Below are 13,133 nucleotides of genomic sequence, written 5' to 3'. Positions count from 1 at the left end.
CCCTACTAGTTAATCTTTGCGACTGGATAAAATATACTATTTGTTTTATACATATTTTTAGCCATTAGTTTAAATTTCTCGATTTCGTTCGCATGCGTTGCTAACACTTCCTGTAACTTATTTGACTTATGAGATATATAAATCGCTTTATAGCGCCCTATATCTTTTTTAATCAAATTGTAACCTAAATATTCAAGTTTATTCATCGATTGTGTTAATTTATCCGACACTTCAAATGCTCCAAGAAATAATGCATTTAACGATTCTGATTTATATTCAATGTTCTGTATAGTATCTGTTTTAGCAATCGGTAAGCAATAGTTTTGTCCGAAATTCAATTGACTCGTAGAATTAAACTGATAAGGCAATAAACATTGAGTACCGTCTGACGTTAACTCAAAATCCATCCCCTCTAATACCGTTACTCTGTATACGCCGTTAGTCATTTCATTCACATCTACGCATCCTTCACCGCTGCATTCGACCTTAATTACAGGCTCTTCGGAAATATTGTTAAACGCTGTCACAAACGACACTAGGCGTCGAATTTTGGGCTCTATTGTGGCAACTGTACCTGGGTGACTGAACACCATAGCCTCGCTGCCACCGGCGTTATATAAATCAACGCTTTCAGACTCAAATGTAGCTTCATAACTATTAAAATCTTGTAACGGTATAATGGTCTCATCACGGTACACGATGAATTTATTATTATCCTTCCCCTGCTTTTTGAGTGTAAAGTAGCCTTTCTCTTCAACTGAATTTTTGTCAAATTCACTTTGTTCGATATCTACTAATGTGTATGCCGAAGCATGCTTGTCTGTAAGATAAACATCGTCACTAGTTATAATTTGAGTGCTCGATAAGCTAGCATCAACACCCAGATTACCGTTACTAGACCCGGTAAGCGAACCGTTCATCCTTGCATATTCTGTAGTGCCGCTTACAGTCAAACGTCCATCTTGGTACATTTCGTTTTGGCGTCGTGCATATGTGTTACTTACTTCTACTGATGAATCAAACGTGTCGCTCTTGATAACTTCGTTACGACGAAGTGTCGTCTTAAACTGATTTACTCCATCTTTGTCTGAAGATAATGCCGTAATTGATTCTGTCTTCGTTGATAATGGAACTGTCCAAAGTAAGTTAACCTGTGCGTCATCGGTACTGTGGCTATAATCCACGTTAATATTAAACCTCGAATCAAGGATCGCAGAGGTACTGTAACCTAAAGACAACAGTTCAGACTCGCTATCAGATTCTAAGCCATTTGATGCGTTAGCGTTCGTCAAGGAGTATGACGCATACAGCGACTGGTCTCGGCCAAATGAATAAGAGCTATTTAATGACACACGAGAGTAATTTGAGCGACCATACATACGTGATGCCACAGGGTCTTCGTTATCGTTTTCCAACTCTTCGTAACCAAGATTGATATACGGTATACTAATGTTCGCACTTAAGTGATTAGCATCGTCAAACTGACTATAAACCGCTTCGCTGTCCAGACCAAATTGAAATAAATTCAATGTCCCACCCAGTGTGAACATATTCCCAAGTTCTGATGTCAAAGCTCCCGCACCAAGTTGAACACTATCAATCAATTGATAGCTACCTAATGCTTGAAAATAAACGTTATCTTCACTCTTGCTATCAACACCTGTATTTTCACCCTCGTTGCTATCAGCAAACATACCGGCGGATAACAAGTAATCCATCCCACCCGGGGATAAAGTATCGCCTGTTGAGTTGTAGACTTGAAAACTTTGACTATTTACAACCTCTCCGCCACTTGAAACATCTACTCTTGCTTCATATCGTCCGCGCGGCAGTTCGTCGTAAGAAATCGCATTTTGCCCCTCTGACACATTTCGCTGGTAAATGACGCGCTCATCTCTATAAACTTGCACGCTTCCACTTACAGGCACATAAAAGCTGAGCACTTTGTCACTGTTCACGCCGCCAATAATAAGTTTATCTGACGAGCCGACCGTTACAGAATCTTGGCTAAAGCGCGCAGTACTCCTTAGAAAATCTGTTGAATTTAGCTCAGGTGCAAATTCAAAGTGACCAACCTTTAACGCGTAAGCGTCAATATCAAGATGGTATCCTGCTTCATACAACTCAAACTCGTTACCGTTAGATATATTGAAGTCGCTTTTTAGATAACCGTAATTTAAACCTAAAACCGATTCGTCATTTAAGCTAAATTTATTATCGCTATCTTGGTATGCGCTAACATATAAATCGAACGAATTTATCAGACCATTTTTGCGGCTTTCTACTGAGTGATAATTAGTTGTTTCTCCACCCCGTTTATAATCAACACCTTCTGGAGAGATAAACAAATATAGCTCTTGGTCGTTATAATTATGGACCAACTCGTAAGTTTCTGGAAAAATTTGACATTGCTCTAGTTCACCTAAGCATAGGCTTTCATCTTCAATTCCGTTCAGTAGATCACTAATAATCTGTTGTTGGTAGCTCTTTTTAATTGAGTTCTTCTCTAAATAATCAGCAAGCACACTAAATGACTCTGAGTTATCTTGGTCCAATTTGACCAATTTAAACGAAGTGAGCAAAGTGACAGGAGAGCTCAATGAACCATCAAGATTACGGATGCGGACACTTGTTTCCTTAAGTTCGAACAGGTGTTCGAACCCTTCAGGTGCAGTCTGACTATAGGCCTCAGATATAACTAATGGCAGCGTAAAACATAGCGCTGTCGAAACTAAGATTTTCTTTAACATTAAACGTCCACCTCAACACTGAACTCTAGCTGTCCGGTACATGTTCGAGCTTGATTATTATCGATTTTGATTTCATTGAACGGCTGAAATTCAAGTGTTATTTTATGCTCAGCATATTGATTAGATTGGCCTTCTACAAAGCTGAAACGTTTACTTTGATTAATTTCTATTAGCGTGTCGTCTATCTTCACATCAACAAAATTAGCCTGAGCGTGAGTTTGACCAGAATAATCTTTACATTCTGCTTCGTTTTTAGTTAGTTTTGTTGTATAAGCTATTGGAGAAGCACTTGCTGGAATTGACGTTTCTATCATTAATATCGTCTCCTCTCTTTTAAACCTGTCTCGTTGACTATCTTCAACGACTAATGTTAATTCCGACGGAGTGAACTGCACAGAGTCAATAGAAGATGTATAAAGGTTACCTATATTTAGCGTCGTGTGGATCTGTAGGGTTTTAGTGTTTTGTGCATTGACATTGATACTAATTAATGCCAGCACCATTGCCATCATTCTCATGTTATATTTCCTAAAGAGGCTTGCAAAATTGCAAGCCTCTTGTTCTAGATTAATTGTTCACTATCTCTTAAACAACGCTTGTTACAAGCGTCAAGCTCGCTTTTACCGTCTTACCCGCTACTTCTTCTGCAGTAAGTTGAGCCTCTTGTTTGATTTGAACTGAAATATTGTCTTTTTCGCCAGTTGAGTCGCCGACCGCGTAATCATCACCATCGATTACCGCCGTCACTAATTGGCTATCTACTTCAGCATTGTCGTATGTCACACTAAACGCCTCAACCTGCCAGTTCACTGGCGTCGCTTCACCTATCGTTCCACCGTTGTCAACGTAAGACTCTAGCTTGATAGCCTCACTTACAAACTGACCATCGGCATTTGGTTGAATAACACCATATAAGGCAGTAAGATCTCCATTCTCACCTGTAATCAGGTGTGTACCATCGCCAATAGAACCTGGCACTTCACCTTCCCAAGAAACTGTTGTTACTGCTGCATTTGCGCCAGCGCTTAGCGCCATACCCATTAATACTGCTGAACTTAAAACTACTTTTTTGAATACTGACACTTTAATTTCCTTCACTTTACTTTAAAATTTAATAATTGTTTCTATCGCTCCGAGTTACCGTTATGAATACGATGACTAGCGAACGAGATACATTTTGCTAAAATCTCACTCTTTAATATTGAGCATTTTAGATTTTTCGTTTTCATGAATGCCCAGGCTCACTTTTGATCTTGAATTTAAGCTCTTTGTTTTTTTAGCTAATTAATCGTTCTCGTGAACCAAAGGTGTACTAAAGCGCTGCAACAACAAAAGTCAGCTAAGCGAAAAGATATAATGAGGAAATTATAGAAAATCAGACGTTAGTAGCTAATATTCAGTTATCATAGTGTTCAACACGAGCGAATTGAATTACCAACGGTAAGGTCTTCAAAACTGTAATTAATTTAAAGGTTAATTGCGCCGATAAGCAGTCTCTCGTTTACAATGAGCTTCATAAATCACCTATTACCAGCTAACCCAAATAAACACATCAACTTTATTTTGATAAATGTTATCACACGTCATTCACTACGATTAATATTCATCTAACTTCCGCTCTTTTAACTGGGCTATCACTACCGCTTGGAACTTAATAACACTAACTGTCAAATCTCACTTATCTCTTTAATTCCAAAGAAAAAAACTTATAATAGTGCCCGTTCCTCGACCCTGCGTCGAATCGATCACAAAAGCGTATTAAAGGATAAAGATATATTTCATGCAGCCAATAGCCTTTAAAACCCTTCGTAGATTTGCGGTATAACTAGAAATAGGGCTTTGCCAAAGTAGGAAATGATTCAAAATGCCTTCGAGTTACCGTTAGTTTAAAGGGTAACTATTACCCAGTATGCTAGTGACAGGAAAAATCAAGTCGATGAGTTATTGTAGCAAGTCGCTAGATTGAAAAAGCACCTTTAAATTGCGGTTATTTACTTTGTATTTCGCGATTGTCAAAATAATCGCATCAATACTCGTCCTGCTGTCATATTCTGTTGTAAAAAACACCGGATATGCTTACATTTAACATGAAGGTCTAACTAAGGAGAGTAAAATGGCTATCACTTTCTCAGAATATTTACAAAATATCCGAGCTTCCAAAGGAGTAACACAACAAGAAGTCCTTGATTTTCTTATTGAGGGAAACGATGTTTTTTCTAAATTGGACTTGACGACCTATAGTCGATGGGAACGCGGTGTGACTAAACCTAAACTCAGTAAGCAAATACTCGCCGCGAGATTATTAGGCAGTGATATCATGGAGCTACTAGACATAGAAACAAATAACAGCAAAATCGAGGCAAACCTGTTAGCTTACGTGATAAGTAAATCTCGAAACCATTACACTCAAGACTCAAAAGAATTCGAGATGAATCACTATGAGTCTCTCGCCGAACAAACCGAACTAAGCGAACAACTCGAAACTTTTCATTCGGATTACTTAAATATTAACTTTAACTCCGAAATCATTCAAAAAAGTCAGCTAAAACTAGACACATTCCATGACGCCTCAGGTCAACTAGTTGGCCACCTTCTATACGGGTTTGTCGATAGCAATGTCGATATTAGTCTAATTTCACCCAACAATTTAGAAAATTGCCCATTCATCAACAAAGAAGAGTGCAGTGACAAAGGGTGTAAGGGTAGGAGTGTGTCAATGTACATTGTCTCTGCTTACAGCTCATTATCTGCCACTAGGATGACTATTTTACTTCTCCTGCTTGAACGTATAAAAGAGACTCATTGTACGAGAGACTTTTATGTGAACTGTCATGACCAAGACGGGTTTACACTTTTCGATAAAAACTCTGATCATCAAGTGATCAATAAGGGGCGAATAGTCGAAAGCGGTGGTATAAGACTTTACGGTAAAAATTACAAGTTTCTTCAACTAAAGCTTTCATCCGAAAGCTTGCTTGCATCTGACTTAGTCAAATATCTGTTCTCCCTTTATAAAAATGGGTTTGATGAACTCCTTGATGATACAGTAGGCTAACGCAATCATTGCCGTGTAGCATCAAAGCCTTTTGAACCAGATATCATGAATCACAAATTATGTAATTTGATAAGTCAGTCGAAATGTATCTTATGCAAGGTCAATAATATCTTCATCGCACAACATTGATACCCTTATAAACAGACTAACGATTGGCGGCGTAAGCGCCGCCCTCTTCAACTTCAACTGCTCATCCAAATCCAGCTCGGTTAATGCATGACATACACTGGTTGCGATTACATCAATCACGCCAGATCTTAGTGCACCTAACAACGCGAAGATTTAACGCCCTCGCGATCACTTCTACTATTAAACGAAACTCTCCTAAACCTGAGCCAATTCCTCGTCACTCATTACTGTGTTTACCGTTTTTCCGTACGTAGGATGTGCACAATGAGCAATAAATGAGAACAGCTTCGCAGTTGACCGGGCATCACTAACGCTGTTGGTATGGCAATGGCTGAGAAAGCGCTAGCAGCACCGTTCAACAAAGAAGGCTTAGATATCGTAGACCACTACACTTATGCATTCATGGGTGATGGCTGTCTGATGTAAGGTATTTCTCACGAAGCATGTTCTCTAGCGGGTACGCTAGGTCTTGGTAAGCTGGTTGCTTTCTGGGATGACAACGGCATCTCTATCGATGGCGAAGTTGAAGGTTGGTTCTCTGACGATACACCTAAGCGTTTCGAAACTTACGGCTGGCACGTAATTCCAGCAGTTGATGGTCACGATGCTGATGCTATCAATGCGGCTATTAAAGCAGCTAAAGCGGATCCTCGTCCGACTCTAATCTGTACTAAAACGGTAATTGGCTTTGGTTCTCCAAACAAAGCAGGTACGCACGACTGTCACGGTGCACCATTAGGCGCTGACGAAATCGCAGCAACTCGTAAGCAACTAGGTTGGGAGCACAGTCCTTTTGAAATACCGTCGGAAGTTTACTCAGAGTGGGATGCGAAAGAAGCTGGCGCAGCAAAGCTGCTATGTTCCCTGTTTTTTAGCGTGTCGCCTTATCAAAAAATATAATTACTACGTTTATCTCTCAGTCCAACGAATAACATCGAGTAGCAACCTACCCTCAGGGTTAGATGTGTCCGGTGTGCATTCATCTAATTGGTGTACTAACCACTGTGGCATCCAAACTTTAGCGAAGCCGTTATCTGTTTTTAGTCTAGGACTTAAGTCAGACAGTTCATGTACAGGTAAGTCGTTTTTGTACGCTAGATACCACTCTTCCCAATTAGACATATCGGCACAAAAATCGATACTCATGACGCCTTTATCGTCAGGAAACACACCTACTTTCGCCAGGCTAATTGCGGGTAACCCGCCCGACAGGACACATTGTGAACCGAGTTTTTTCACCACTTTAGCCGAAACTTTTAAAGCGGGTAAAGAGGGGCGAGTTTCCACCCACTGCTGCCATGCGTAAAGTGCTTGGTCATAAAAGCGCACAAACATACCTTCTTGAATACCAATAATTTTACCTTGTTGCTGGCTCAACTTGAGTTTTGTTTCAATATCCATCTCTATCCTTACTGAGTTTGAAAATAAACCGTTAACTTTTTAAAAAGAAAAAACGGCCCTGCGGGCCGCAAACTCTAAACTCTAAACGTTAAACCCTAAGGACCTGATACGCACGAGGCGTAGTACTGATTGTATGAACTCATGCTGGTGACGTCGCCATTGCTGAGGCCCATGAGGTAGTCATTGAAAGTACCGGAATTGGTCGTCGACGACCAGTAGTAGTAGGTGGACGCCCAACCCTTCGCTGCATACATTTTGCTATACCTGCCGTAAAGATCTTGTAGTCCTATTTTTCCAGGCGACAAAGTACCGCCGACAGGGGCGAGCACCCAATTATATTTGCCGTAAAGACCCATATCATTGTATGCCTTGCACAAGTCATTAGCTTCAGAGTTTGTGAATCTTGCAAAAACGCCTTCATCCGGCCCCAATTTACCTGTTTCTTCATACTGACTAGACACTGGATAGTCTATAGCCTTTAAAAACTTGACACTTGGCGTACCTGTGAACAAGTATGTGTCACCACCTTTGTTAAATTCCACCATTTTAATACAGGCATCTGCGGCGTTTTTACCATCATTATCGCCGACTTGGCCCCCACAAAGATAGCCATTAAACGTCACTTGGCTGGTTGATTCCGTCTGTTTGTCCAACGTCGTCGTGTAAGACGAGGTGACATCAAACGTCATGCTGCTTTTTGGCATCTCGTGTTGGCGATCCCATATTACGCGTACTTTTTGCTTACCTTGCGAATCTGTTTTTGTCGTCTCTTCCACCAAAAGTGGTTTGACAATCTCGAACGTGTCAGGGTGCTCGCCGCTACTTACCTCTGACGTAACCGAATAACCTTCTACCGGGTTGCCATAGTCATCTTTTAGGGTTGCCGTCACCAGGTTACCACCCAACGAAATGTAGGGAGCGTTATTAATCGTCGCTTTCGATGTCACACCTGCGGTCTGTTCATCACCGATGAATTTTACGTCATGAGTTTGGGTAACGCCGCCAACATCAAATGTTACTGTCACCGTCTCGGCTTTCGTGCTGGTTAATGTAAACTCAGCAATACCTTGGCTATCGGTTGTTTGCGTCGCAGGGTCTAGTGTTGCGTCAGCACCAGAGACCGTTGCACTGATTAGCGTATCTGGCCTAACTTCATCGCCCAGTTTTAGCTCCACAGAGACCGTACCAACATCGGTACCATTCGCCACCACCTCTGTACTTGAGTCTGGTTGCACTTGAATCAAGCCTTGTTTGAGACATGTAGCATAGTAATAGTCTGTCGGACTAAGGGCTCCCGTCTGAACGCTACCACTGTCAGACAAGTCTACCCACTTAGCCTCTTCAGCCACATCGTCATAAGCAAGGTACGCATAGTCCGCTGGCCAATTGTGCAGAGTTTGCACATTGATGTTTCCTGCCATCTGCGACAGTTCCTCTACCGTTGGCAGCGAGGCGCCACTTTGCTGACAATACTCTACCGCTGTTGGGTAACGCACCCCTGCCATGTCGATTGCCGGCGAGTACGCTGAATCACTGAGTTTGGCATCGTAAACTAGGCCTTTATTTGCTGCATCAACCGTTGTAAGAGGCGCAGTAAAAACATCCCCCAAATAAGGAATGTCTCCCCATTTTGCCGACTGGTTTGGGTCAACGACCTCTACACGAATCAAGCCCATATCATAAGCACCATTGTGATCGCTCACCGCGAAGCTAATGTAATGAAAACCAGGTTGTGAAGCACTAAAGATAATGGTTTTATTTTGGGTATCCAGCGGGGCTTTCGGTGTCACATTCGCATTGAATGTTTTAACATAAATTAACTGGTAATCATCACCATCTTCCGACGTCACAAAATCACTGATATCGATGTCTGTTTCTGTCGAAACCTTAACAGTATTCGGGTATTGGATATTGCCATCTATCGAAAAACCTTGGTTTGCCTCATAGCCCACCGCGATATCTAATACGCCCATTAACACTTCTCCTGTGGCATTGGCTAAGCTATACATAACCCTGTCAATACCCGTAAAACCTTGTGCCGGCGTGTAGTTTATACTTTGCTCATCCAAACTATCGACACTAACGCTGCCTCCATGACTATAAGCTAGGGACAGGTCGCTACTCGTTAAGGTGAATTGGTCACCCAGCTCGTAACCAACTTTCTGTAACTCCTCTTTTAACGAAACCGTGATATTCTCGTTAATAAGTGTTACAGCACTCAATGGTGTAAGCTCGGTTGAGTCAGGCTCACTACTTACGGCAACGCGAGTAATCGCTGTACTCATGCTTTCGGCGCCACTGCCATTACTCATGGCGATTGAATCCTGTGATTGACGACTCATCGCTGCCGAAGCTTTAGGAGAAACCTGATAGCGGTAACTGCACACCTTCGGATCCGTTGCTTGAATCGTAAACCCTGAATCCGTCATACTTTCAACTTGGCAGTCGCTACGCTGAGACAAAACTTCAATGTTTGTCAAAGTAAAACCGCCCCCATTGGATGAATGCACATTGGATGTCAGATCGACTTCATACCGTTCCGATAGTGCCGTTGAATACATCGCATCTTGAGCCAACACCGTTGCTGATTGAGCATTCAAATCAACGCCCGTTGCGGTGGAGGTCGTGCCACTGCTCTCTCCTCCACAACCAAACAGAGTGAAAACTGTAGCAAAAACAAATGTTGGAACTTTAGTCACCGAAAACTGACTGTAATATCGAATCATCATAATCTTCTCTCTGATACACTATGCCTCTAGTCTATCCGCTAAGAAAGAATATTGAGCGGGCATTTAAATTTCCAAATTATCGGAAGTGCCCAGCTTACCAACTTGGTGACCAATTAAGGAAAAACGAAAGAAATGTTAGGCGCTATTGTTTAACAAAAATACCAACTATTATAGGTGCATTAGCTAAAAGCAAAATCGACAGGAGTTGGACAAGGTGTAATACTTGTTAGACTCAGCTCGCCATTTTGCTGATTGATAGTAAAGACAGCAATATTGTCCGAGTTTGATAATTAGCTATTGCGTTGTAAAAAAGAAAAACGGCCCTGCGGGCCGCAAACTCTAAACTCTAAACGTTAAACCCTAAGGACCTGATACGCACGAGACGTAGACCTGTTGGGATGGGTCGAGGCTGCCGACGTTGCCATTGCTGAGGTGCACGTAGTAGTAAGTGGAACCATCCGGCGTCGACGACCAGTAGCCGAGGCTGGAAGCCCAACCCTTCGCCTCATAAAAAGCACTGTAATCATACTTCGTGGGAGCATATGCGTTATAAAGCGTGTACTTCAGTTCATTTCTCGTCGGTAACCTCCAGTTACTCTTACCATTCAACTCAATATCGTTATAATATGTGCAAAGTGCATTTGCTTGAGAGTTTGCTTGAAAGTTTGAGAATCTTGCAAAAACGCCTTCATCCGGCCCATTTCTACCTGTTTCTTTATAGTCACTTGAAGGCACCGGATAGTCTATAGCCTTTAAAAACTTGACACTTGGCGTACCCGTGAACAAGTATGTGTCATCACCTTCGTTAAATTCCACCATTTTAATACAATCAGCGGCTGCGTTTTCACCATCATCATCGCCGACTTGGCCCCCACAAAGATAGCCATTAAACGTCACTTGGCTGGTTGATCCCGTCTGTTTGTCCAACGTCGTCGTGTAAGACGAGGTGACATCAAACGTCATGCTGCTTTTTGGCATCTTGTATTGGGGATTCCATATTACGCGTACTTTTTGCTCACCTTTCGAATCTGTTTTTGTCGTCTCTTCCACCAAAAGTGGTTTGACAGTCTCGAACGTGTCAGGGTGCTCGCCGCTACTTACCTCTGACGTAACCGAATAACCTTCTACCGGGTTGCCATAATCATCTTTTAGGGTTGCCGTTACCAGGTTACCATCCACCGAACCGTACTCAGCGTTATTAATCGTCGCTTTCGATGTCACACCTGAGGTCTGTTCATCACCGATGAATTTTACGTCATGAGTTTGGGTAACGCCGCCAACATCAAATGTTACTGTCACCGTCTCGGCTTTCGTGCTGGTTAATGTAAACTCAGCAATACCTTGGCTGTCGGTTGTTTGCGTCGCAGGGTCTAGTGTTGCGTCAGCACCAGAGACCGTTGCACTGATTAGCGTATCTGGCCTAACTTCATCGCCCAGTTTTAGCTCCACAGAGACCGTACCAACATCGGTACCATTTGCCACCACCTCTGTACTTGAGTCTGGTTGCACTTGAATCAAGCCTTGTTTGAGACATGTAGCATAGTAATAGTCTGTCGGACTAAGGGCTCCCGTCTGAACGCTACCACTGTCAGACAAGTCTACCCACTTAGCCTCTTCAGCCACATCGTCATAAGCAAGGTACGCATAGTCCGCTGGCCAATTGTGCAGAGTTTGCACATTGATGTTTCCTGCCATCTGCGAAAGTTCCTCTACCGTTGGCAGCGAGGCGCCACTTTGCTGACAATACTCTACCGCTGTTGGGTAACGCACCCCTGCCATGTCGATTGCCGGCGAGTACGCTGAATCACTGAGTTTGGCATCGTAAACTAGGCCTTTATTTGCTGCATCAACCGTTGTAAGAGGCGCAGTAAAAACATCCCCCAAATAAGGAATGTCTCCCCATTTTGCCGACTGGTTTGGGTCAACGACCTCTACACGAATCAAGCCCATATCATAAGCACCATTGTGATCACTCACCGCGAAGCTAATGTAATGAAAACCAGGTTGTGAAGCACTAAAGATAATGGTTTTATTTTGGGTATCCAGCGGGGCTTTCGGTGTCACATTCGCATTGAATGTTTTAACATAAATTAACTGGTAATCATCACCATCTTCCGACGTCACAAAATCACTGATATCGATGTCTGTTTCTGTCGAAACCTTAATAGTATTCGGGTATTGGATATTGCCATCTATCGAAAAACCTTGGTTTGCCTCATAGCCCACCGCGATATCTAATACGCCCATTAACACTTCTCCTGTGGCATTGGCTAAGCTATACATAACCCTGTCAATACCCGTAAAACCTTGTGCCGGCGTGTAGTTTATACTTTGCTCATCCAAACTATCGACACTAACGCTGCCTCCATGACTATAAGCTAGGGACAGGTCGCTACTCGTTAAGGTGAATTGGTCACCCAGCTCGTAACCAACTTTCTGTAACTCCTCTTTTAACGAAACCGTGATATTCTCGTTAATAAGTGTTACAGCACTCAATGGTGTAAGCTCGGTTGAGTCAGGCTCACTACTTACGGCAACGCGAGTAATCGCTGTACTCATGCTTTCGGCGCCACTGCCATTACTCATGGCGATTGAATCCTGTGATTGACGACTCATCGCTGCCGAAGCTTTAGGAGAAACCTGATAGCGGTAACTGCACACCTTCGGGTCCGTTGCTTGAATCGTAAACCCTGAATCCGTCATACTTTCAACTTGGCAGTCGCTACGCTGAGACAAAACTTCAATGTTTGTCAAAGTAAAACCGCCCCCATTGGATGAATGCACATTGGATGTCAGATCGACTTCATACCGTTCCGATAGTGCCGTTGAATACATCGCATCTTGAGCCAATACCGTTGCTGATTGAGCATTCAAATCAACGCCCGTTGCGGTGGAGGTCGTGCCACTGCTCTCTCCTCCACAACCAAACAGAGTGAAAACTGTAGCAAAAACAAATGTTGGAACTTTAGTCACCGAAAACTGACTGTAATATCGAATCATCATAATCTACTCTCTGATACACTATGCCTCTAGTCTATCCGCTAAGAAAGAATATTGAGCGGGCATTTA

Annotated in this window: 7 protein-coding genes and 2 pseudogenes; 2 read left to right on the top strand and 7 right to left on the bottom strand. The window is 42.6% G+C overall.

Translation table 11 applies throughout. The features are described from left to right. Positions 1 to 5 precede the first annotated feature (5 nt). From AB8613_RS14900 to AB8613_RS14890, 3 genes are all read right to left on the bottom strand, one after another. The gene (locus AB8613_RS14900) at positions 6 to 2,750 is read right to left on the bottom strand and encodes a TcfC E-set like domain-containing protein (RefSeq protein ID WP_372384024.1); all 2,745 of its coding nucleotides are present in this window, start codon (positions 2,748 to 2,750) and stop codon (positions 6 to 8) included. Next, positions 2,750 to 3,268, bottom strand: a complete 519-nt coding sequence (locus AB8613_RS14895; protein WP_372384023.1) for a hypothetical protein — start codon at positions 3,266 to 3,268, stop codon at positions 2,750 to 2,752. Before AB8613_RS14895 ends, AB8613_RS14900 begins: the two co-directional genes overlap by 1 nt. Positions 3,269 to 3,335: 67 nt before the next feature. Further along, the gene (locus tag AB8613_RS14890; RefSeq protein ID WP_372384022.1) at positions 3,336 to 3,833 is read right to left on the bottom strand and encodes a hypothetical protein; all 498 of its coding nucleotides are present in this window, start codon (positions 3,831 to 3,833) and stop codon (positions 3,336 to 3,338) included. A 1,030-nt stretch (positions 3,834 to 4,863) separates the two neighbouring features. On the opposite strand from AB8613_RS14890, the gene AB8613_RS14885 reads away from it, so the two are divergent. Next, the gene (locus tag AB8613_RS14885; protein WP_372384021.1) at positions 4,864 to 5,805 is read left to right on the top strand and encodes a helix-turn-helix domain-containing protein; all 942 of its coding nucleotides are present in this window, start codon (positions 4,864 to 4,866) and stop codon (positions 5,803 to 5,805) included. A 180-nt stretch (positions 5,806 to 5,985) separates the two neighbouring features. Here the strand turns inward: AB8613_RS14885 and AB8613_RS14880 are convergent. Next, positions 5,986 to 6,183 (bottom strand): annotated as a pseudogene (locus AB8613_RS14880) (sugar-binding transcriptional regulator); the annotation flags it as partial. A gap of 51 nt (positions 6,184 to 6,234) precedes the next feature. Between AB8613_RS14880 and AB8613_RS14875 the strand changes: the two are divergent. After that, positions 6,235 to 6,786: pseudogene (locus AB8613_RS14875) on the top strand (transketolase); the annotation flags it as partial. 57 nt (positions 6,787 to 6,843) lie between these two features. On the opposite strand, the gene AB8613_RS14870 reads toward AB8613_RS14875, so the two are convergent. The 3 genes from AB8613_RS14870 to AB8613_RS14860 all read right to left on the bottom strand — a co-directional run bounded on the left by AB8613_RS14870 (position 6,844) and on the right by AB8613_RS14860 (position 13,067). Then, entirely contained in the window at positions 6,844 to 7,335 is a 492-nt protein-coding gene (locus tag AB8613_RS14870; protein WP_372384020.1) for a hypothetical protein, read from the bottom strand. Positions 7,336 to 7,430: 95 nt separating this feature from the next. Continuing rightward, positions 7,431 to 10,064 (bottom strand): Ig-like domain-containing protein, encoded by a 2,634-nt coding sequence (locus AB8613_RS14865; protein ID WP_372384019.1) that lies wholly within the window; start codon positions 10,062 to 10,064, stop codon positions 7,431 to 7,433. Positions 10,065 to 10,424: 360 nt separating this feature from the next. Continuing rightward, positions 10,425 to 13,067 (bottom strand): Ig-like domain-containing protein, encoded by a 2,643-nt coding sequence (locus AB8613_RS14860; RefSeq protein WP_372384018.1) that lies wholly within the window; start codon positions 13,065 to 13,067, stop codon positions 10,425 to 10,427. Positions 13,068 to 13,133 lie beyond the last annotated feature (66 nt).

Source organism: Vibrio sp. BS-M-Sm-2, assembly GCF_041504345.1.
Lineage (GTDB): Bacteria > Pseudomonadota > Gammaproteobacteria > Enterobacterales > Vibrionaceae > Vibrio > Vibrio satsumensis.
This window is presented reverse-complemented; position numbering and strand designations above follow the sequence as displayed.